At 28.5% G+C, this 22,816-nt stretch carries 22 protein-coding genes; 11 read left to right on the top strand and 11 right to left on the bottom strand.

Annotated features, from left to right (window positions below):
- The first annotated feature begins 6 nt into the window (after positions 1-6).
- Complete coding sequence (locus ACTTA4_RS02725; protein ID WP_440633442.1) at positions 7-924, top strand: RluA family pseudouridine synthase; 918 nt, start codon at positions 7-9, stop codon at positions 922-924.
- Here the strand turns inward: ACTTA4_RS02725 and lipB are convergent.
- The gene (gene lipB, locus ACTTA4_RS02720; RefSeq protein WP_440633441.1) at positions 902-1,519 is read right to left on the bottom strand and encodes a lipoyl(octanoyl) transferase LipB; all 618 of its coding nucleotides are present in this window, start codon (positions 1,517-1,519) and stop codon (positions 902-904) included. The two genes, ACTTA4_RS02725 and lipB, sit on opposite strands and share 23 nt — an antisense overlap.
- A gap of 61 nt (positions 1,520-1,580) precedes the next feature.
- Between lipB and mgtE the strand changes: the two genes are divergently transcribed.
- Positions 1,581-2,954 carry a magnesium transporter gene (gene mgtE / locus ACTTA4_RS02715; RefSeq protein WP_440633440.1) on the top strand — a complete coding sequence of 458 codons (1,374 nt, stop codon included), beginning with the start codon at positions 1,581-1,583 and terminating at the stop codon, positions 2,952-2,954.
- Here the strand turns inward: mgtE and ACTTA4_RS02710 are convergent.
- Positions 2,951-3,796, bottom strand: coding sequence for a pantoate--beta-alanine ligase (locus ACTTA4_RS02710; protein WP_440633439.1), 846 nt, complete (start codon positions 3,794-3,796; stop codon positions 2,951-2,953). The two genes, mgtE and ACTTA4_RS02710, sit on opposite strands and share 4 nt — an antisense overlap.
- Before the next feature lie 4 nt (positions 3,797-3,800).
- Between ACTTA4_RS02710 and ACTTA4_RS02705 the strand changes: the two genes are divergently transcribed.
- Positions 3,801-4,616: a sugar phosphate nucleotidyltransferase gene (locus ACTTA4_RS02705; RefSeq protein ID WP_440633438.1), complete on the top strand. Its 816-nt coding sequence runs from the start codon at positions 3,801-3,803 to the stop codon at positions 4,614-4,616.
- The gene (locus ACTTA4_RS02700) at positions 4,613-5,911 is read left to right on the top strand and encodes a UDP-glucose dehydrogenase family protein (protein WP_440633437.1); all 1,299 of its coding nucleotides are present in this window, start codon (positions 4,613-4,615) and stop codon (positions 5,909-5,911) included. Before ACTTA4_RS02705 ends, ACTTA4_RS02700 begins: the two co-directional genes overlap by 4 nt.
- A 1-nt stretch (position 5,912) precedes the next feature.
- Here ACTTA4_RS02700 and ACTTA4_RS02695 read toward each other — a convergent pair whose 3' ends face one another.
- The 7 genes from ACTTA4_RS02695 to ruvX are packed head-to-tail and all read right to left on the bottom strand — an operon-like array spanning position 5,913 to position 12,551.
- Complete coding sequence (locus ACTTA4_RS02695) at positions 5,913-6,374, bottom strand: RidA family protein (RefSeq protein ID WP_440633436.1); 462 nt, start codon at positions 6,372-6,374, stop codon at positions 5,913-5,915.
- A complete protein-coding gene (locus ACTTA4_RS02690) occupies positions 6,364-6,627 on the bottom strand; it encodes a hypothetical protein (protein ID WP_440633435.1) in 264 nt (87 codons plus the stop codon). The genes ACTTA4_RS02695 and ACTTA4_RS02690 overlap by 11 nt, the downstream gene beginning before the upstream one ends.
- A complete protein-coding gene (topA, locus tag ACTTA4_RS02685; protein WP_440633434.1) occupies positions 6,627-9,209 on the bottom strand; it encodes a type I DNA topoisomerase in 2,583 nt (860 codons plus the stop codon). Before topA ends, ACTTA4_RS02690 begins: the two co-directional genes overlap by 1 nt.
- A 37-nt stretch (positions 9,210-9,246) precedes the next feature.
- Entirely contained in the window at positions 9,247-9,825 is a 579-nt protein-coding gene (plsY, locus tag ACTTA4_RS02680) for a glycerol-3-phosphate 1-O-acyltransferase PlsY (protein ID WP_440633433.1), read from the bottom strand.
- 2 nt (positions 9,826-9,827) lie between these two features.
- On the bottom strand, positions 9,828-11,114 hold the full coding sequence (pyrC, locus tag ACTTA4_RS02675) for a dihydroorotase (RefSeq protein WP_440633432.1): 1,287 nt from the start codon (positions 11,112-11,114) through the stop codon (positions 9,828-9,830).
- Positions 11,115-12,053, bottom strand: coding sequence for an aspartate carbamoyltransferase catalytic subunit (locus ACTTA4_RS02670; protein ID WP_440633431.1), 939 nt, complete (start codon positions 12,051-12,053; stop codon positions 11,115-11,117).
- Positions 12,054-12,095: 42 nt separating this feature from the next.
- Entirely contained in the window at positions 12,096-12,551 is a 456-nt protein-coding gene (gene ruvX, locus ACTTA4_RS02665; protein ID WP_440633430.1) for a Holliday junction resolvase RuvX, read from the bottom strand.
- Between the two features lie 50 nt (positions 12,552-12,601).
- Between ruvX and gatC the strand changes: the two genes are divergently transcribed.
- From gatC to ACTTA4_RS02630, 7 genes are read left to right on the top strand one after another with little or no spacing between them, the layout of a single operon-like run.
- A complete protein-coding gene (gene gatC / locus ACTTA4_RS02660) occupies positions 12,602-12,889 on the top strand; it encodes an Asp-tRNA(Asn)/Glu-tRNA(Gln) amidotransferase subunit GatC (protein ID WP_440633429.1) in 288 nt (95 codons plus the stop codon).
- A complete protein-coding gene (gatA, locus tag ACTTA4_RS02655; RefSeq protein WP_440633428.1) occupies positions 12,889-14,346 on the top strand; it encodes an Asp-tRNA(Asn)/Glu-tRNA(Gln) amidotransferase subunit GatA in 1,458 nt (485 codons plus the stop codon). Before gatC ends, gatA begins: the two co-directional genes overlap by 1 nt.
- The gene (gene gatB / locus ACTTA4_RS02650; RefSeq protein WP_440633427.1) at positions 14,343-15,806 is read left to right on the top strand and encodes an Asp-tRNA(Asn)/Glu-tRNA(Gln) amidotransferase subunit GatB; all 1,464 of its coding nucleotides are present in this window, start codon (positions 14,343-14,345) and stop codon (positions 15,804-15,806) included. Before gatA ends, gatB begins: the two co-directional genes overlap by 4 nt.
- A gap of 4 nt (positions 15,807-15,810) precedes the next feature.
- Positions 15,811-16,461: an O-methyltransferase gene (locus tag ACTTA4_RS02645; protein ID WP_440633426.1), complete on the top strand. Its 651-nt coding sequence runs from the start codon at positions 15,811-15,813 to the stop codon at positions 16,459-16,461.
- The gene (gene trhO, locus ACTTA4_RS02640) at positions 16,461-17,366 is read left to right on the top strand and encodes an oxygen-dependent tRNA uridine(34) hydroxylase TrhO (protein ID WP_440633425.1); all 906 of its coding nucleotides are present in this window, start codon (positions 16,461-16,463) and stop codon (positions 17,364-17,366) included. The genes ACTTA4_RS02645 and trhO overlap by 1 nt, the downstream gene beginning before the upstream one ends.
- A 19-nt stretch (positions 17,367-17,385) precedes the next feature.
- The gene (locus ACTTA4_RS02635) at positions 17,386-18,723 is read left to right on the top strand and encodes an MATE family efflux transporter (RefSeq protein WP_440633424.1); all 1,338 of its coding nucleotides are present in this window, start codon (positions 17,386-17,388) and stop codon (positions 18,721-18,723) included.
- The gene (locus ACTTA4_RS02630) at positions 18,723-19,250 is read left to right on the top strand and encodes a thermonuclease family protein (RefSeq protein WP_440633423.1); all 528 of its coding nucleotides are present in this window, start codon (positions 18,723-18,725) and stop codon (positions 19,248-19,250) included. The genes ACTTA4_RS02635 and ACTTA4_RS02630 overlap by 1 nt, the downstream gene beginning before the upstream one ends.
- 3 nt (positions 19,251-19,253) lie before the next feature.
- On the opposite strand, the gene ACTTA4_RS02625 is transcribed toward ACTTA4_RS02630, so the two are convergent.
- Together ACTTA4_RS02625 and ACTTA4_RS02620 are read right to left on the bottom strand one after the other, a co-directional pair.
- Positions 19,254-19,817: a sarcosine oxidase subunit gamma gene (locus ACTTA4_RS02625; protein WP_440633422.1), complete on the bottom strand. Its 564-nt coding sequence runs from the start codon at positions 19,815-19,817 to the stop codon at positions 19,254-19,256.
- The gene (locus tag ACTTA4_RS02620; protein WP_440633421.1) at positions 19,804-22,815 is read right to left on the bottom strand and encodes a sarcosine oxidase subunit alpha family protein; all 3,012 of its coding nucleotides are present in this window, start codon (positions 22,813-22,815) and stop codon (positions 19,804-19,806) included. Before ACTTA4_RS02620 ends, ACTTA4_RS02625 begins: the two co-directional genes overlap by 14 nt.
- Between the last annotated feature and the right edge of the window lies 1 nt (position 22,816).

Genomic DNA, 22,816 nt, shown 5'->3' with positions numbered 1-22,816 from the left:
TAAGTCATGAACAAGTCATACATCGTTGATTCAACGTGTAATGATATGCGTATTGATAGATGGATTAGATTAAATATTGGAAAAATACCTCAAGGTTTAATTGAAAAATATCTTAGGACAGGAAAAATTAAAATTAACAAAAAAAAAGTTAAAAGTTCTCACAAAATAAAAAAAGGAGATCAGATAAATATATTTAATATTGAATTTAAAGAAAGAGTAGAACAAAAAAAAATAAAATTTTTACCAACTAAAGAAATAATAAAATCAAACGAAGATCAAATTATTGATGATAATGATAATTTTGTTGTATTAAATAAAGCAGCAGGAATATCAGTACAAGGTGGTACAAAATCTAAAAAAAACTTAGTTGATATTTTTGCAAAGAGTGAAATTTTTAAAGGAACAAAACCTTATTCTGTTCATAGATTAGACAAAGATACATCTGGCGTATTTATAATGGCAAAAAATAGAGAGAGTGCGCAGCTACTAACATCATTATTCAGATTAAGAAAAGTACATAAAACTTATCTTGCCATATGCCAAGGAGAAATTAATAAAAACACAGGTGTTTGGGATGATGACTTAATAAGATATGATGGTGATAAAAAGTTAGTAGAAAAAGCAAAAACTATATTCAAAGTAATAGATAAAAATTCTGAAGCATCTTTATTAGAGTTAAAACCAATAACTGGAAGAAAACATCAGTTACGTAAACAACTTTTTGCAGTTGGTAATCCTATATTTGGAGATACGAAATATAAACTATCTAAGTCAGATAAAGGTATAAATAAAAATCTTATGCTGCACTCGTATCAAATTAAATTTAAAATTAATGATATGAAGCATACTTATTCAGCCTTATTACCAGAATATTTTAAAAAGTTGTTAAAATCAAAAAGACTTAGTTTTTCAAATTTGAAATAAAATTTTCGATAATTTCATTATTTAAGTTAGAATAATCTTGATTTGAAATTTTTTTTAAATTTGTAATACCTTTATCTGAAATTCCACAAGGTACTATTTTTTTATAATTTTCTAGGTTGTTATCAACGTTTATTGCAAATCCATGATATGCAATCCACTTACTCACTCGAATACCTATTGCAGCAATTTTTTGAATTTCATTTTTGTCTTTATACCATATTCCAATATTTTCTTTATCAGGAAAGGTTTCAATATTATATTTCTTTAAACTTTGAATAATTGTGTTTTCAATGGTTGTAATAAATTTTCTAATGTCTTTTTTTTCTCTTAGATCAATAACAAAATAACAAATTAATTGACCTGGACCATGATACGTAATTTTTCCACCTCTGTTTGTTTTTAATAGATCAATTGATTTATCAATTATTTCATTTTCTTTATACGATGTACCTGCAGTAAAAATTTCAGGATGCTCTAAAATCCAAATTAACTCTTTTTCTTTATTAGCTGTAATATTTTTTAATCTAGACTCTAATAGATCAATTGCCTCAAAATAATTTACCGGTTTTATTGACTTTTTGATCTCTATATCCATTTAAAATTTGTAATATTTTAATTATGTATTAATAGTGCACAACTAAATTATAGGTACATTTATGTCTTTAATTAAAAAAACTAAAGATAAAAAAGTAAATTTTGAATTCAATAAAGAATATTTGAGAGTTGTTACCTCTAAAATAGCTAACAATGATGCAAAATTTATTAATGACTCATTTAATGAAATGCACCCTGCTGATGCAGCAGACATAATTGAACACTTAAGCATTAGTGATAGAGAAAGTTTAATTAAATTAAATAATTTTAATATTGATGCAGAGGTTTTTGTAGAATTAAATGAGTCTATACAAACTGAAATAATTAAATATTTATCTTCAGACTCAATTGTAACTATTCTTACTAACCTTGAGTCAGATGATGCTATTTCGATTTTAGAAAATGTACCCGAAGAAGACAAGAACACTATATTAAGCTCATTACCACCTAAAGACAGATTTGCTCTATTAGAAAGCTTAAGTTATCCTGAAGATACTGCTGCTAGACTTATGCAGCGTGAGTTTACAGCTATACCAAGCAACTGGTCTGTAGGTCAAACAATTGACTACCTAAGAGAAAATAAAGATCTGCCTGAGGAATTTTTGGAAATTTTTATTGTTAATGAAGAATTTAAACCTATTGGAACAGTTCCATCATCAAGAGTGCTTACTTCACCGAGAGACACAAAGATGGCAAGCATTATGTCTGAATCTCAACTATTAGTGCCTGTAGATATGGATAAAGAAGAGGTGGCTAACCTTTTTGAAAATTATAATCTTAACTCAGCAGCTGTAGTTGACAAAAATAATAAATTGGTAGGAATGATAATGAACGATGATGTTCTTACAGTTTTAAAAGAAGAGGCTGAGGAAGATGCATTAAGACTTGCAGGTGTAGGTGATGAGGAAATTACAGATGGTGTTGTTACAAAAACTAAAAGAAGATTTAACTGGCTTTTACTGAATTTATTTACCGCTTTTTTAGCTACTTGGTGTATTAGTCTGTTTGGAGCAACTATTGAGCAAATGGTTGTTCTTGCTTTCCTAATGCCAATTGTTGCTTCAATGGGCGGTAATGCAGGAATGCAAACATTAGCTGTTACAGTCAGAACAATTGCAACAAATGACTTAACCCAAAATAATTTTTCATCAAATGTTTTTAAAGAATTTTCAATTGGTATATTAAATGGAATTATATTTGCCGCTATAAGTGCTTTAATTGTTCAAATTTGGTTTCAAGATAGTATTCTTTCAATAATTATTTCAATATCAATGGTACTAACGATGATTATAGCTGGACTGTTTGGTATACTCGTTCCTTTTACATTAAAAAAAATGAATATTGATCCCGCAATTGCATCTAGTGTTTTTGTTACGACCATTACTGATGTAATAGGTTTTGTGTCATTTTTGGGTGTTGGGGCTTACTTTCTTTAAAAGTTATCAATTAATCTTATGTTATCAATATAGTAAGCAACAAATAAACGTGAGCCTTTAACAGTATTAGATATTTTAAGATTTTTAATTGATCTTAATTCCAAGTATTCAATTTTAATTTTTAAAAACTTCTCAAAATATTTCATTTGAATTTTTAAATTTTGTTTTATTTTTTTTCTATTTGCTAAATTTCTTTTAAATTTAATTAAATTTTTGCTCAAAAAACTTGCTTTTTTAATTCCATTTAAGTCTAAATGGTTATTTCTTGAAGACAAAGCTATTTTACTTTTATTTCTGATTGTTTTGCATGGAATAATAGAGGCTTTACATTTATTTTTTAGATAATTTTTTATTAAGAAATATTGTTGATAATCTTTTTTGCCCATAAATATTTTTTTCGGATTTACTAGATTGGTTAATCTTCCCATTACATCTAGAACTCCTTCAAAATGCCCTTTTCTATATTTAGCACATAAAATTTTGTCTTTATTTGCGATTTTTATGTTTGATTTTTTATTATTATTATAAATGTCTTTAAATTTTGGGATGTATAAGAAATCTACTTTTTTAGTTTTTTTTAAAATTTTAATATCCTTTTTAATATTGGTGGGATAGTTCTTAAAATCTTTTTTATTGTTAAATTGTTTGGGGTTAACGAAAATACTTACTATTGTCTTTTTGCAAGTTCTGTTTGATCTTTCTATAAGTGATATATGACCCTCATGTATACTCCCCATTGTGGGAACAAACCCAACATCATTAAATGGCCTTAAAGCTTTATATAATGAATTATTATTTAATATAATTTTCATTTGTATTAGAAATTTAGATAAGTAAAACATTTATATGATTAAACAAGCAATTATTCCTCTAGCAGGTCAAGGAACTAGACTATTGCCTTTAACAAGTGTTTTTGCAAAAGAACTACTCCCAATAAATGGAAAGCCAGGAATTGAATATATTTTAGATGAGTGTATTGAGGCTGGAATTAAAGAAGTTGTTTTCATCATATCAAATAAAAAAAAGATGATTAAAAATTATTTTTATAGTGATTCTTTTTATAAAAAAATTATTAGAAAGAAAAAAGATCCCCGAATAATTGCTGAATATAAAAAAATATTAAAATATAAAAAATTAATAAAATTTGTATATCAAAATATACCCAAAGGGACAGGCGATGCTGTTTTTAAAACAAAAAAATATATAAAAGATAAATATTTTTTAATGTTATTACCTGATGATTTAATAATAAAAAAAAACTGCTCCAAAGACATGATTAAAGTACATCATAAACATAAATCTTCTGTAATGGCCAGTATGAAAGTTAATTCCAAAACAGTTTCAAGATGGGGCATCTATAGTTTAAACAAAAAAATATCAAAAAATGATTATTACATTGATGGAGTGGTTGAAAAACCTTCAATTAAAAATGCTCCCTCCAATAAAGCAGTAATTGGACGATATATTCTTCCTAAAACAATATTTAATAAACTATCCAAGCAAAAACCTGGTAATGGTGGTGAAATACACATAACAGATGCTATTCAGACTTTAATTAAAGAAGGTGAAAAATTTATTGCACATAATTTTTCAGGTAAATATTTAGATTGTGGTACAATGCAAGGATTTATTAATTCAAACAAAGAAATAGGAAAAATATGAAACTTTGCATGATAGGCACAGGTTATGTTGGCTTGGTTAGTGGCGTCTGTTTTTCTGATGTCGGTAATATTGTTTACTGTGTAGATAAAGATAAAAAAAAAATAGAAGAATTGAATAAAGGCAATGTTCCTATTTATGAGCCTGGTTTACAAGAAATATTAAAAAAAAATTATAAACAAAATCGTTTGAAATTTACTACAGATTTAAAAAAAGCAGTTTCAAGTTCAGATATAATTTTTATATGTGTTGGAACTCCAACTAGAAAAAATAGTAATTCAGCTGATTTAAAATATGTATTTAGTGTTGTAAAAGAATTAAAAAAGATAATTAAAAGTTACAAAATTATTATAACTAAATCTACAGTTCCAGTGACTACTGGTGATAAAATTGAGAATATTTTAAAAAATTTAAAAAAAAGAAAATTAGTCGATATCGTTTCTAATCCTGAGTTTTTAAGAGAAGGTGAGGCCATAAGAGATTTTATCTATCCTGATAGAGTAGTCATTGGAACTGATAGTAAAAAAGCTAATAAGATTTTAAAGTCACTTTACATGCCTATTATTAAAAAAAATAGCAGGTATTTTAATACCACACGTAGAGGTGCTGAGTTAATAAAATATGCTTCAAATGCTTTTTTAGCGACTAAAATTTCATTTATTAATGAGATTGCAAACCTTTGTGAAAAAACGGGTATAGACGTTAAAGATATATCTTTTGGTATGGGATCGGATGAGCGTATTGGAGATAGATTTTTGAGAGCTGGACCAGCTTATGGAGGATCATGTTTCCCTAAAGACACTAGAGCTTTAATTGATACTGGTAAAAAATTTAATACAGATTTGTCTATTGTTAAAACTGTAGTTTCATCGAATGATAAACGTAGATTTTTATCAATCAAAAGGGTTGAGAAAATATTAAATAACAAATTTTTAAATAAAACAATTACATTTCTTGGAGTAACATTTAAACCTAATACCGATGATATGAGAGAAGCTTCTAGTATACCAATGATCAATTATTTTAATAAAAAAAATTGCAAGATAAGATATTTTGATCCCTCGGGAGAAAAAAAAGAATTTAAAAATTTAAAAAATGTTAAATTTTTCGATAAGATTAAACCTGCATGTTTGTATTCTGATTTAGTAATTTTACATACTGAATGGAATGAATTTAAATTATTGAATTTTAAAAAATTAGTTAATAAGAGAAATTTTAAGATTTATGACATGAGAAATATGTATTCCCCTGTTAAAATGAAAAAATTGAATATCAATTATTTTGGGATTGGAAGATAGTTTAGTTTAGCTCAAATATAGCATCAACTTCTACACTAACTCCAAGTGGTAAACTATTAGTACTTACCGCAGCTCTTGTATGCATACCAGCATCACCAAAAATTGATGCAATTAAATCAGAAGCACCATTAATTACTTTTGGTTGTTCTGTAAAGTTATCAGTTGAATTAACAAATCCTGTTAATTTGATACAAGACTTTATTTTAGATAAGTCTCCATCACAAGCAGCTTTTGCTTGAGCAACTAAGCTTAATCCACATCTTTTAGCTGCTTCATAGGCTTGATCTGTACTTAAATCTTTTCCAACTTTTCCTTTAATTAATTCTCCATTTTCATCAATTGAAATTTGGCCAGAAATAAAAAGTAAATTTCCTGACTTTTTTGTTGCTACATATGAACCTACAGGTGCTTTCGCTTCAGGCAAGGTTATTTTAAGTTCATTTATTTTATCTTCAATTTTCATTTTTTAATTTCTCCATAAATTCTTTGTGAGACTTGCTATTTTTAAATTTAATTAATTTCTCTTTTAAATTTAGTTTATTAAGTTTTTTTTTTCCTTCTTTATATTTTTCAGAAGTTTTTTCTTTAATTAATTCAGCCTTACATTTTGCATATTCTTTACTTAATTTATCAAATTTATTACAATCATCTGCTAAAGATAAGTTAACATTAGTGATTGTAAAAATTAACAAATAAATAAATAATTTAATTTTCATTATTTTTTAGTTTTTTTCTTCTTTTTAGTTTTATCGTATTCTTTCCTTTTCTCAATAAGGATTAAAGCCTCTTCCATTGTAAGCTCTGTTGGATCTTTTTCTTCAGGAATTGTTGCATTTAAAGATTTATATTTAATATAAGGACCATATTGTCCCTTCATAACTCTAACTGGTTTTTTATCTTCTGGGTGTTCTCCTAAATCCTTAATAATTGAAGAAGACATTCTTCCTGGTTTTGCTTCAGCAATAAGAGTAATTGCTCGATTTAATCCTATAGAGAAAATTTCATCAATATTCTCTATTCTAGCGGATTTGTTTTCACACTTAAGATAAGGACCAAATCTTCCAGTATTTAAAATTATTTCTTTTTGATTATCAGGGTTAACACCAATTGATTTTGGAAGAGAACATAAAAACTGAGCTTTTTCTAAGTCTATACTTTCTAGCTCTAAACCTTTTGGTATAGAAACATTTTTAATTAATTCATTAACATCTGCTTTAGATTTTTTGGTTTTTTTCTTTTTTTTAGTTTTTGGCTCTTCTATTTCTTCTTCCTTAAGTTTTTCATATTGAAGATAGGGACCAAATCTTCCATTTTTTAGATATATATCATTACCATTTTCATGTTTTCCTAAAAATTTAGGTTCTGCTAACTGCGTTTGAGCTGCTGCTTTTGCTTTAGACAACGGTCTAGTAAATTTACATTCTGGATAATTTGAACATCCTATAAAAGCTCCACCTCTAAAACTATTTTTAAGACTTAGTGAACCTGTATCACATAGCTGACACTTTCGAACAACATTTCCATCTTTATCAGTGTCAAAAATTAATGCACCTAGACTTTCATTTAAAAGATCTAACACTTCTCTAGTTCTTTTCTCTTTAACCTCAGAGACGTTATTATTAAAATCCTTCCAAAACATTTCTAAAACTTTTATCCAGCTTTCTTTACCAGATGTAATTTCATCTAATTGATCTTCCAAACCTGCAGTAAAGTTATAATCAACATATTTGGAAAATAATTTTTCTAAAAATGCAGAGATAAGTTTGCCACGATCTGTAGGAAAAAACCTTTTATTTACTATTTCTGCATAACCTCGATTAGCTATGGTTGAAATTATACTTGCGTAAGTAGAAGGTCTACCAATACCCAATTCTTCTAATTTTTTGACTAAACTTGCTTCAGAATATCTTGGAGGTGGCTGTGTAAAATGTTGTTCATCTATTAATGCTTCAATATTAATTGGCCCTTTAGACATTTCTGGTAAAATTTCTTCATCATCATCTTTACTTGTATTTGAGTAAACTTTTAAAAAACCATCAAATTTAAGTACAGAGCCACTTGCCTTACATATTGTTTGATTATCTTCAGATTCTATTGTTATGGTATTTCTGTCAAATTGGGCAACTTCCATTTGTGAGGATAAAGCTCTGGACCAAATTAAATTATATAGTTTTTGTTGATCACTGCTTAAATATTTTTTTAGAGTGTCGGGTGCTCTATTTATATCTGTTGGTCTAATAGCCTCATGAGCTTCTTGTGCATTCTTAGCTTTTTTACCAGAATAATTATTTGCAGAAGCTGGCAAATATTCATTACCATACTCATTTTTAATAAAATTTCTAAAATCATTTACTGCATCAGCTGATAAATTAGTTCCATCAGTTCTCATATAAGTAATCAATCCAACAGTATCCCCATCAATCTCAACACCTTGATATAGTTTTTGTGCAATTTGCATTGTTCTTGAAGCTCCAAAACCCAACCTACTAGATGCTACTTGTTGTAGTGTAGAAGTTGTAAATGGACCTGACGGGTTTCTTTTTACAACTTTCGATGAAATATCTGTTATTTGAAATTTTTTCTCTTTTATTTCTTTGATTGCTTTTTCAATACTATTCTTGTCTTTAAAAGTAAATTTTTCTATTTTATCACCATTTAATTGCGAGATGCTTGCAGTAATAGTGTTTTTATTATTATCTCCAAATTTAAGAGTAAGTGTCCAAAATTCTTCTGGATTAAATAATTCTATTTCATGTTCTCTTTCAGTGATTAATTTTAAAGCTACAGATTGAACTCTTCCAGCTGATTTTGACCCAGGTAGTTTAGTCCAAAGTATTGGAGAAATATTAAAACCAACCAAGTAATCAAGAGCTCTTCTTGCCATGTAGGCATCCACTAACAAAGGTTCGATTTGTCGTGGATTTTCAATACCATGAATTACGGCTTTTTTTGTTATTTCATTAAAAACAACTCTTTCAATTTCTTTATCTTTTAAAAGTTTTTTTTCATCAAGATATTCTTTAACATGCCATGCTATAGCTTCACCTTCACGGTCAGGGTCAGTCGCGAGTATTATTTTAGAGGATTCTTTTGCAACATCAGTTATTTCTTTTAAATATTTTTTTGAAAAACTATCAACTTCCCATTCCATTTTAAAATTATGATCAGGATCAACCGATCCATTTTTTGATGGTAAATCTCTTATATGACCATAACTAGCTAAAACAGTATAATTATCACCAAGGTATTTGTTGATGGTTTTAGCTTTTGCAGGACTTTCAACTATGACTAGATTCATAATTTAACAAACTACTTAAAAGTGTTTGATAGTCAAATTAATAAATTTTAGTCTTGTTTTCTTCTTTATTTATCAGTCGTTTAATATTTTCTCTATGAGTATAGAAAATTAAAATAAACATTATTCCAAAAAATAATTCATTTTCTGCTGATTCAAACAGAAATAAATAAACAGGAACTGAAAAGGATCCAATTAATGATGCTAATGATGAAAATTTAGAGATAAAAAAAGTTACAAGCCAACAAATACCAAAAACTATTCCAAATATTATGTTTATACTACATAATATACCAACATAAGTTGCTACTCCCTTACCACCTTTAAACTTTAACCAAACTGGAAAAACATGACCCAGAAAAGCGCATAAAGCTGATACATAAATTAAATCAGGAAAATTTACTTTTACATATAAAACTGGGATAACAGCTTTAACTATATCAAGTATTAAAGTTGAATAACCAACAAATTTATTTCCTGTTCTTAGAGCATTTGTTGCTCCAATGTTACCTGATCCAATTTCTCTAATATCTTTTTTTAAAAATATTTTAGTTAATATCAATCCAAAAGGGATAGAACCCATTAGGTACGAGACAATACCTATTGTGAATAATTCCATTTTTATATCTTAAATAATTCTTTACCTTTTACAAATGTATTGGTTACTTTTCCTTGAAGTTTTTTGTCCTCAATAGACGTATTTTTGGATTTAGAAATTAAATTTTCTTTTTTTACAATCCAAGGTTTATTTATATCAACAATACAAAAGTCAGCATCATTACCAATTGAAAGATTTCCTTTATTGATATTTAAAATTTTAGCTGGATTAGATGTTAGTGCTTGGATTATTGTTTCAAGTTTTACAGATCCATTATGAAATAGTTCCAAACTTAAAGACAATAAAGTTTCTATACCAGACGCACCTGTTGCTGCTTGCGAAAATGTCAATCTTTTTGATTCTTCATCTTCGGGTTTATGATCTGAAACAATGACATCAATTGTTTTATCTTTTAATCCTTGGACTAAAGCCAATCTATCCTCTTCTTTTCTCAATGGCGGAGATAATTTTAAAAATGTTTTAAAATCTCCAATATCATTTTCATTTAAGGAAAGGTTATTTATTGAAACTCCACAAGAAAATTTAATATCATTTTTTCTTTGTTTAATGATTTCTACTGATTTGCCCGATGATAGTTGAGATATGTGATATCGACACTTTGCTTTTTCTAACAATGTTAAATCTCGTTCAATAATTATTCTCTCAGCCACATCTGGTATACTTGATAACCCAAGTTTTGTAGCGATTATACCTGAATTTATCATACCGTTTTTTGCCAACTCATAATCCTCAGCATGTTGCATTATTAGGCACCCCAAATCTTTTGCTGAATTCATTATTCTTGACATTAATCTAGTATTTTGAATTGTCTTTACACCATCTGTAAAAGCTACAATCCCTTTATTAGCTAATAATCCAAACTCTGTCATATTAGTTCCCTCAACATTTTGTGTAAGAGATGCGCATGGAAATATATTAATCTTAGATTTATCTCGTCCTCTTCGTTTTAAAAAATCTACAATTGAAACATTATCAATTACAGGGTCTGTATTAGGCATTGTTACTACGGATGTTACACCGCCAGATAGAGCTGCATTACTTAAAGTTCTAAAATTTTCTTTATACTCATACCCAGGTTCTCCAACAAAAACTCTCATATCAACTAAACCAGGGAATATATATTTTCCTTTTAAATCAATTGGTTTTTCTCTAGATGGTAAATTATTTGTATTTACTTTTTTTCCTATTGCTTCAATTTTACCTTCTTCTCCAACAATTAGTCCTCCATTTTCATTTATTGAATTTTGAGGATCAATTATATTTGCGTTAATAAAGTATTGTTTTTTCATTTATTCACAGAATATTTTTAAACAGGCCATCCTTACAGCAACTCCAAGTTCAACTTGTTCTTTGATTACACTTTTATTTATATCGTCTGCCAATCTAGTATCTATTTCAATACCTCTATTCATTGGTCCAGGATGCATTATCAATGCATCAGGTTTAGCATAATCTAATTTATCAGGTGTTAAACCGTAATATTCATAATACTCTCTATTTGATGACAAATAAGAACTTGTCATTCTCTCATTTTGTAATCTTAGCATCATTACAATGTCACAATCTTTCAATCCTTTTTTCATATCGGTAAAAGTATTAACACCAAACTTTTCAATTTCCTTTGGCATTAAATTTGTTGGAGCAACAATATTTACTTGAGCACCAAGCATCGTTAATAAATAAATATTCGATCTTGCGACCCTCGAGTGAAGAATATCTCCACATATAGCAATTTTTAATCCTTCAATTTTTTTTTTTCTATTTCTTATTGTTAAAGCGTCCAGTAATGCTTGAGTAGGGTGCTCACGCCTTCCATCACCTGCATTTAATACTACACAATTTACTTTCTGAGATAATAAATTGCATGCTCCAGAGTCTTGATGTCTTATTACAATAATATCAGGGTGCATTGCATTTAGAGTCATTGCTGTATCAATTAAAGTTTCACCTTTTTTAATTGCTGAATTATTCATATTCATTGACATCACATCAGCTCCAAGTCTTTTTCCAGCTAACTCAAATGAACTTTGTGTTCTTGTTGATGGTTCAAAAAATAGATTAATTTGAGTTTTACCTCTTAAAACATCAATTTTTTTGTTTTTACTTTGATTTAATTTAATGAAGGTTTCAGATTCATCTAAAATACAGTTAATATCACTTACTGATAGATCTTGTATACCTAACAAATGTTTTTGAGAAATTTTAATAGCTTTGATGTTTTTTGCCATTAAAATTAACTCTATAACTATAAAGCCATTGAATGGCAAGGATTAATTATTTAGATAATCTATGGCTCCCTGAAGAATAAAAGCTGCTGCGTTCTGATCTATGTTCTTTTCTCTCTTAGATACATTAACATCTAATTGACTTGATAAATTAAAAGCCCCAACAGTTGACAATCTCTCATCCCAGAGACACACATCAACATCTATCTCTTTATCTATATTTTTAGATACATCATTGACCGACTGTGCCGAAGATCCTGAAGATCCATCCATATTTAGAGGATAACCAATGATAATTGCCTTGATGTCATTCTCTTCAATAATGTTTTTTAATTCTTCAATTAATTCATTATTTTTTGATTTGTGTATAGTTTTATAAGGGGTAGCAATTAATTGCTTTTCGTCACAAATTGATACACCAATTCTTTTTGAACCTAGATCTAAACCTATCAAACGACATTTTTCTGACTGTTTTTTTTTGAATTCTTCTATTGTGATCATGTTGTATATTTTAAACTATAGTGATAGTTTGCGTCATATTTAAATATCATATGAGCATCGATCTTAAAACCATAAAGCATATATCTAAATTATCAAGAATTTCAGTAGATGAGAAAAAAGCTGAAAAACTTGTTAGTGATTTGAATTCAATTTTTGATTTTATTGAGAAACTTAATGAACTTAAAACCGAAAATGTTAATCCACTTACATCTGTAGCTGAAACGACTTTAAAATTAAGACCTGATGAAGTTAAAAGTAATAATTTAAGAGAACAAATAATAAAAAATTCTCCAAAAGATAATGAAGATTATTTTGTTGTACCAAAAGTTATAGAATAATGTCTGATATAACTAAGCAAACACTTTCTGAATTAGTTAATAATATTAAAGAAAAAAAACTTTCTTCTACAGAAGTTACCAAAGCTTTTGTTGATAGATCAGAAAAATCAAAAGAGTTAAACACTTATATAACTGAAGATTTTAGTAATGCTTTAGATAAAGCTAAAAAATTTGATGACAAACCAAATTTAGATTTAAAGTTACCAGGAATTCCTATGGCTGTAAAAGATTTATTTTGCACAGCTAATGTAAGAACAACAGCTGGTAGTAAGATATTAAATAATTTTATACCTACTTATGAATCCACTGTTACTCAGAATATTTGGAACCAAGGAGCAATTCTTATTGGTAAATTAAATTGTGATGAATTTGCAATGGGATCTTCAAATGAAACAAGTTTTTTTGGTAATGTTCAAAATCCGATTGATAAAAATTTAGTTCCAGGTGGTTCATCTGGAGGTTCATCTTCTGCTGTAGCAGCACAATTAACACCAATTACAATTGGAACAGATACAGGTGGATCTATTAGACAACCGGCGTCATTTACAGGAACAGTGGGTTTAAAACCAACTTATGGTAGTTGTTCTAGATACGGAATAGTTGCTTTTGCATCTTCTCTTGATCAAGCTGGTCCAATGGCTCAAAATGTTAAAGATTGTGCCTTGTTGCAAGAGGTAATTAGCTCATACGATCAAAAGGACTCAACTTCTATTGATTTTAAAAGAAACCAATACAGCAAAGAATTAACAAAAGACATTAAAGGAAAAAAAATAGGTATACCAAAAGAATATAGAGTTGAAGGAATGCCAAAAGAAATTGATGATCTTTGGCAAAAAGGTATTGAGTACGTTAAAGATTGTGGTGCAGAAATAATCGATATTTCTCTTCCACACACAAATTATGCTTTACCAACTTACTATATAGTGGCACCAGCTGAAGCATCTTCTAATCTTGCAAGATATGACGGTGTTAAATATGGCTTTAGAGCTGATGGAGAAAACCTTATTGATATGTATGAAAAAACTAGATCAGAGGGATTTGGAGCAGAAGTTCAAAGAAGAATAATGATAGGCACATATGTTTTATCTTCAGGTTATTACGATGCATATTATTTGAAAGCTCAAAAAGTTAGAAAACTAATTAAAAATGATTTTGATGAAGCGTACAAAAAAGTAGATGCAATATTAACTCCATCAACGCCAAGTTCTGCTTTTAAAATTGGTGAAAAAACAAATGACCCAGTTTCAATGTACTTAAACGATATTTTTACTGTTCCTGTAAATTTAGCAGGTTTACCAGGAATTTCTATTCCAGCTGGTCATGACAGCAAAGGCTACCCTTTAGGTTTACAAATTATTGGAAAAGCATTTGATGAACAAAATATCTTAAACATTGCTTATGCAATGGAAGAAAAAATTAATTTTAAAAATAAAATTACTGATTGGTGGATTAAGTGAGTAAAGAAAAGTCAGAATATTTAATCAATAGAAATGATAATCAATACGAAGTTGTCATTGGTTTAGAGGTTCATGCTCAAGTACTTTCCCAATCAAAGTTATTTTCTACGTCAGCTACTAAATTTGGCGCTGAACCAAACACACAGGTAAGTTTAGTAGATGCTGCTTTTCCTGGAATGCTTCCAGTGATTAATGAATTTTGTGTTAAGCAAGCAATTAAAACTGGAATAGGATTAAAAGCTAAAATTAACAAAAGATCAGTATTTGATAGAAAAAATTATTTTTATGCCGATTTACCACAAGGATACCAAATCTCTCAATTTAAGGACCCAATAGTTGGTGAAGGTAAAGTTATTTTGGATATGCCAGATGGTCAAAAAGAGGTTGGTATTGAAAGATTACACTTAGAACAAGACGCAGGTAAAAGTATCCATGATTTGGATCCAAAAAACACCTTTGTTGATTTAAATAGGTCAGGTGTAGCTTTAATGGAAATTGTTAGCAAACCTGATTTAAGATCACCAGAGGAAGTTAATGCCTATATTAAAAAATTAAGATCAATAATGAGATATTTAGGAACTTGTGATGGTAATATGCAGGAAGGATCTTTGAGAGCAGATGTTAATGTTTCTGTGAGAAAAAAAGGAACAAAAGATTTTGGTACAAGATGTGAAATTAAAAACGTTAATTCTATTAAATTCATGCAAATGGCTATTGAATATGAAGCTAATAGACAAGTTGATTTAATTGAAGATGGACAATCTGTTGATCAAGAAACAAGACTTTTTGATACTAAAAAAAATGAAACAAGATCCATGAGATCAAAAGAGGATGCTCATGATTATAGATATTTTCCAGACCCTGATTTATTACCACTAGAAGTTTCCGATGAATTCATAAATCAATTGCAATCAGAAATACCAGAGTTACCTGATGAAAAGAAAAAGAGATTTATAGATCAATTTAAATTAACTCCATATGAAGCAAATATCATGGTTTCAGATATAGAAACCTCAAATTATTTTGAAGATGTTGTTAAAAAATCTGATGTTAAATTAGCAACAAACTGGATCATAGGTGAATTATTTGCTGCACTTAATGAAAAAAATTTAGAAATAACCGATAGTCCAATTAGTGCCGGTAATTTATCAAAATTAATTAATTTAATTAAGGATGGGACAATTTCAGGAAAAATTGCAAAAACTGTTTTTGAACAAATGATGGAAGGAGACAAGGATCCTAAAAAAATTGTTGAAGAAAAAGGTTTAAAACAAGAAAGCGATCCAAAAGCTTTAGAGGCTTTAATTGATAAAGTAATTGATAGCAATAGAGATAAAGCTACGGAATATAAATCTGGTAAAGTTAAATTATTTGGCTTCTTTGTTGGACAAGTAATGAAAGTTTCAGGTGGAAAAGCTAACCCTCAGTTAGTAAATGAGATTTTAAAGAAAAAACTTTAGGTTTATGGGCTCAGACCTAAAAATTAGCACCAAAATTCAAGAATACATTTTAAATAATGGACTAGATCTTCATTCAGTTCAAAAAGAAATTATTTCTTATAATGAGTCTCTGGGAGACATTAAAAGGATGCAAATATCTATCTCACAATCTCAATTTTTACACTTAATAGTAAAAACATCTAATGTTAGAAAAATACTAGAGATTGGAACTTTTACTGGCTTAAGTGCTTTGTCAATGTCTCTTGCTTTACCAGAAGATGGTAGAATTATTGCTTTGGACAAAAATCAAGAAACTAACGAAATTGCAATAAAATTTTTTGAAAAAGCAAAACAAGGTCATAAAATTAAAACAATAATTAAACCTGCTTTAGAAAGTTTGAATGAAATAAAAGAAAATGATTTTGATTTAATTTTTATTGATGCTGATAAGAAAAATTATAAAGAATATTACGAAAAATCTTTAATATTATTAAAGAAAAATGGCTTAATTATAATTGATAATGTTCTGTGGTATGGTCAAGTTGTCGATGAAAATTGTGATGATAAAATCACTTTAACTATTAAAGATTTTAATAATTATGTTTCCAAAGATAAAAGAGTTGAAAAAATTATAGTTCCATTAGGTGATGGTATGACAGTTTGTAGAAAATTATAATGTTTGATGTTTTTGGATTTTATAAGTTTATTAAAATTTCTCATTTAAAGAAAAATCAAAAAATACTTCAAAATCAATTATTAAATAAAAACATACGTGGAACAATTATCATTTCCAGTGAAGGGTTAAATGGAACAATTTCTGGAAAGAATAAAGATATTAAACTGATCAAGGATTATTTACACAAATTATTTAAATTTGAAAAATTTGATAGTATTAATAATTCAAAAAGCACTTTTCAGCCGTTTCATAAACCAAAAGTAAAAATTAAAAAAGAAGTGGTTCCAATGAATTTAAGTTTAAAAAAGAGAATTAAAAAAAAAGATAGTCACGTTAACCCTCAAAAGTGGAACTCATTAATTAAAGATAAAAAAACAGTTTTAATTGATGCGAGAAAACCTTTTGAATATAAAGTTGGAACTTTTAAAGGTTCAATTAATCCAGATGTAGATAACTTTAGAGATTTTCCAAAATACCTTAAAAAATTAAAAAAAAATCAACCTATTGCTATGTTTTGTACTGGAGGTATTAGGTGTGAAAAAGCGTCAGTCTTTTTGGAAAATAAAGGCTACAATAATGTCTACCAATTAAAGGGTGGTATTTTAAACTATTTAAAAAAAACAGACCCAAAAAAAAGTTTATGGAAAGGTGAGTGCTTCGTCTTTGACAACAGAATTAGTTTAAAGCATGGTTTGAAAATAGGTTCTTACTCAATGTGTAGTGGTTGTAGAAAACCTATTTCTCCAAAAGATAAAAAATCTAAAAAATATGAAGAAGGTGTTTCTTGTCCAAATTGTCACGATAATTTAACAAATGATCAAAAATCAAGATTTAGAATGAGACAAAAACAAATTAACCTTGCCAAAAAAACTGGAAAAAGTCATATCTTTCAAAAAGAATATTAAAATATTTTAGTTTAAAGAAATGAATTTATTAAAAGATGACGTTTCTCAACTTATAAAAAAACTTGCAATACCAGCAAGTGTTGGGACATTATTTCAAACATTATACACTCTAGTTGATACTTTTTATGCTGGGAAAATTTCGCCTGAAGCTTTATCTGCATTAAGTAAATCCTTTCCAATCTACTTTCTAATTATCGCCACGTCTATTGGTGTCACTGTTGCTGGAACTTCATTAATTGGTAGTAGTATTGGAGAAAAAAATGAAAAAAATGTATTAGGTTATTTTACAAATATCATTTTTTATTCAGTAATAATTTCAATAATTGTATCGATAATTGGATTTAGTTTTTCTGAAAAATTATTTTTAACAATGAATTCATCCATAGAGGTAATTACTCTTGGCCTTGAGTATACTAATGTAATATTTTATGGAACTATTCTCTTTATTCTTGTTGTTGCTTTAAATTCATTTCTTCATGCTGAGGGAGATACAGTTACATATAGAAATGCTCTTATATTATCTTTTTTTTTAAACATTTTATTAAATCCAATATTTATATTTGGATTTTTATTTATCCCAGCTTTTGGTGTTGCGGGTATAGGTTATGCAACTTTGATTGCCCAATTTCTTTCTCTAATAATCGTTTTAATTAAATTGTTAAAAAATAAACGTATTAAAGAGATCACTATTCAAAATTTTAAGATTAAATTTTTCTACATTAAAAACATTTTCCTCCAATCAATGCCAATCACAATAGCTATTCTTGGGTACTCAATTGCTGCAACGATTGTATTTACTTATGTTGCATTTACAGGAGAATATGCCGTTGCTGGTTATGGAGCAGCAACAAGGATAGAGCAGGTTGTCTTACTGCCTGTATTGGGAATAAATACAGCAATAATATCAATTATTGCACAGAATATAGGTGCGAAATATTATGATAGAGTAAAACAATCTTATTTTACTTCAGTAAAATACGGCTTGATTATAATGTTAGCGTCTGGAGTTTTAGTATTTGTAACTGCAGATCTAATGCCAAAATTTTTCTCATCAAACACTGAAGTTATTGAATATGGGTCGATGTATTTAAAAATTTCTGCATTTATCTTACCAGCATACCCAATTTTTTTTCTATCAAATGGTTTTTTTATGGCTTTGAAAAAATCTGAGAAAGCAATGGTTAACAATATATTAAGAAACGTTTTGGTTCCATTTTTATCTTATTATATAGCACGTTCTATTGATGCAGACTTTAAAACTTTCTTTTATATCTGGGCGATATTGCAATGGTTAATATCAATCTTACTATTCTTTTATGTTAAATATTATATTAACAATAAATTAACTACTGGTTAATGTTTTATACAAAAAAGAAATTGGTAATTTTGATAATTATTTCATCTATATTTTTTATACTTACTTATAACGATGTAAGATCTGAAAATATAAATAAAATATCAGGTTTTGCTAAAGTTGTTGATGGAGATACAATTAAGATCAATTCAAAAAAAATTAGATTATACGGTATTGATGCACCTGAAAAAAAACAAAAATGTAAAAAAACTTATTTAACAATATCTTTTATGTCTTTTACTAAAGATTATATGTGTGGAGAAGTATCTACTCAAAAGTTAATTAAAAAGATTAATAAACAAAAATTAAATTGTAATATTTTGGATGTTGATAGGTATAAAAGGTTAATAGGTGAGTGTTTTAAAAGAAACATAAATTTAAATTCTTGGATGGTTTCAAATGGTTATGCAGTAGCATACAGAAAGTATTCTAAAAAATATGTTTCTGATGAAATTAATGCCAAAAATAATAAATTAGGGATTTGGCAAGGTAAATTTGAAATGCCGTGGGATTATAGGCGTAAAGATTAATTTTTATAATCTTGAAGAGCTATCTTCCATCCATTCCCAAAGGTGTTTGGCAAATGATCTTCTAACAAATAAATTAACATAATCTTTGTCTTTATTGTGAATGATAACGTCTATATGATTTAGCAAAGTTTGAGTTGTTGACCCTTTTTTTTCACGAAATAAATTAAAATTAAAAGGACATCCTGAAGAAAAAAGTTCATATATTTTATCACCTTTTATTTCTAATTGAACAAATTGGTCAGTTACATCGGTTACTGCTCCTAATGATGTTTTTGAAATATTGTTAAATAATATATCATTTAATTCGTATATATTGGTTTCTTTGCTAGTAGTCTCATTTGATACAATCATCCATTCATCTGGACTTAACCATATCGCAGTAAGTTTATCACTAGATGAGGATGTATTTGCTTCTATTGGCAAAATCATATTTAAACTTTTTCCTACATTTGTAAAAAATTCTCTTGTTTTGCCTCTTAAATTTAATTTCATTATTGGTGCAATTTCTTTTACAGTAACACCGTTGTTATTAATTTCACTATTTGTTACTTGATTATAATTTAGCATTTAATCTTTCATTAGTTTGATCAAAAAATACTGGATTTGAAACAGTTACATTAATTGTTTTATCTTCCATAGGGATAAATAGTTTTTTACCCATCATATCTTTCCCACCTCTTACAACTGCTAGGGCTATAGATTTATTTAAATTTGGACTAAAGTAACTTGACGTAACATGACCAAGCATTTCAACAGGTTTTTTATCTAGTTCAGAAACAATTTGCGCTCCTTCTTCTAATACAACCTCAGGGTCATCTGTTAATAATCCCACCAATTGTTTTCTGTCTTCTCTCATAGTATCGGATCTGTATAGAGATCTTTTACCAATAAAATCATATTTCTTTTTACTAACAATCCAATCCATTTGTAAATCTATTGGTGTCATTGTTCCATCTGTATCTTGGCCAACAATAATAAAACCTTTTTCAGCTCTCAGTAAGTGCATCGTTTCTGTACCATAAGGAGTAATATTAAATTCTTTACCAGCCTCTATGCATTTCTCCCATAGATCTTTTCCATAACTTGCTTGCACGTTAATTTCAAAACTTTGCTCACCTGTGAAACTTATTCTCATAATTCTGCAAACAATACTTCCGATTTTTGCTTCTTTAAAAGACATGTGTGGAAAATTTTCATCAGACAAATCTAAATCAGGAATAATTTTTTTAAGAATTTTTTTACTATTTGGGCCACACAAACTTGCTGTAGCAAATTGATCTGTAACTGAAGTTAAATATACATCTAATTCTGGCCATTCAGTTTGAAGGTAATCTTCTAATTTTCCAAGAACATTTGCTGCACCACCAGTTGTTGTTGTCATTAGATAGTGATTTTCACCTAATCTTGTAGTAACACCATCGTCATATACCATACCATCTTCATTTAACATTAAACCATATCTACATTTGCCAATGCCAAGTTTTGACCATGCATTTGTATAAACTCTATTTAAAAACTCTGAGGCATCACTTCCTTGTATATCAATCTTACCAAGTGTGGACGCATCCAATATTCCTGAACTTTCTCTTGCAGCCTTGCTTTCTCTTTGAACTGCTTGGTGCATAGTTTCACCATTGATAGGGTAGTACCAAGCTCTTTTCCACTGACCTACGTTTTCAAATTCTGCTTTTTGTTTAACATGCCAATCATTCATAGGTGTTCTCCGAAAGATATCAAAAAACTTCCCAACATTACGTCCTACAATTGTTCCAAATGTTAAAGGAGTATAAGGAGGTCTAAAAGTAGTTGTTCCTAGTTCTCCCATCTTAACACCTGCTGTATCTGCTATTATTCCCAAAGCATGCATATTTCCTAATTTTCCTTGATCAGTTCCCATCCCAGTTGTTGTATATCTTTTGACATGTTCAATAGATCTGAAACCCTCTCTTAATGCTAATTTTATATCTTTTGCAGTTGCATCATTTTGATAATCAACAAAAGGCTTAGTTTTCCCTAAAACTTTATCAGACGGTAATAACCATATGTTTCTTTTTGAAATTTCATGGTCGTTATTAACAGTAATATTTTCAAAATCTGTTTTATTTATATCTAAAAAATCTTTTAGTTTTTCATTTAAGTTTTTAAGTATTTCATCAAGCTTAAAATCACCACAACAAGATCCAACACTTATTTGATCTGAATTATTTTTATTTGGAATAAATATTTTTTTATCTTCATCAAAAGTAAGTTTGCTACCTGACTGAGTATATAGGTGAACAGCTGGAGTCCATCCACCAGCAACCCCTAAACAATCACATGAAATAGAAATTTTATTTCCAGTTACTGAAGTTCCATCATTTGATAGTTTCATTATTGAGACATTGTTTAATCTTTTATAACCGGAGGTATCAACAACTGTATGTTCCCAGTATATTTTTATACCTGCATCAATAACTCTTTTTTCTAAATTTGTTTCGGATTGCTTTCTAATATCAACTACTGCTTCAACTTTGATACCTTTATCGTTTAATGAAAGTGCACTTTCATATGCACTGTCATTATTTGTAAAAAATACAATCTTCCTTCCACAGGCAACGCCATAAAAATCACTATATTTTTTAATTGCAGAAGAAAGCATTATTCCAGGTCTATCATTATTATTAAATACCATCGGTCTTTCCAAAGCACCTGTTGCTAAAATTACCTTCTTTGCTCTTATTTTAAGTAACCTTTGTCTAATTTTATTTGTCTTATCTTTTTTTTCTAAATGATCTGTTAAGTTCTCTCTTGCTAGCAAATAATTATATTGATGGTACGCAGCAACACTTGTTCTACTTTTTATTTCTAAATTTTTAATATTTTTAAGTTCTTCAATTTCTTTTTTTAACCATTCAGATGAAATTTTGTTATCAATTTTATTATTTTCATTGTTTTCATAAATAGTTGATCCTCCTAATTCATTTTTTTCATCTAAAAGTAAAGTTTTGTAGTTATTCTTTGCAGCATTTTTAGCTGCTAGAATTCCAGATATACCTGCGCCAACTACAAGAACATCACAATGAATATTTCTGTGATCGTAAATGTCAGGATCGTTTGATGTTGGTGATTTCCCCAGTCCAGCTGAGTGTCTTATAAAGTATTCATATTTTTCCCAGAAGCTTGCAGGCCACATAAATGTTTTGTAATAAAATCCTGCAGGAAGTAGGGGTGATAAAAAATTATTTATTCCACCAATATCAAAGTTTACACTTGGCCAGCAATTTTGACTTGATGCCTCCATTCCTTCATATATTTCAACTTCAGTTGCCCTAACATTTGGTTCTGTTCTACTAGTATTGGGATTAATTTGAACAATAGCATTGGGTTCCTCAGAACCTGATGTCATTATACCTCTTGGTCTATGGTATTTAAAACTCCTACCTACTAAATGAACATTATTTGCCAATAAAGCAGAAGCAAGTGTGTCTCCTTTAAATCCATAATAAGTGGTACCATTAAATTTAAACGAAACTCTTGTTGTTTCATCAATATATTGACTAGATTTAACTCTTAAATTTTCTGACATT

It is taken from the genome of Candidatus Pelagibacter sp. HIMB1485 (genome assembly GCF_052048055.1).
In the GTDB taxonomy this organism is placed as follows: domain Bacteria; phylum Pseudomonadota; class Alphaproteobacteria; order Pelagibacterales; family Pelagibacteraceae; genus Pelagibacter.
The sequence above is the reverse complement of the archived record's forward strand: the minus strand, read 5'-3'. Positions and strand labels throughout refer to the sequence as shown.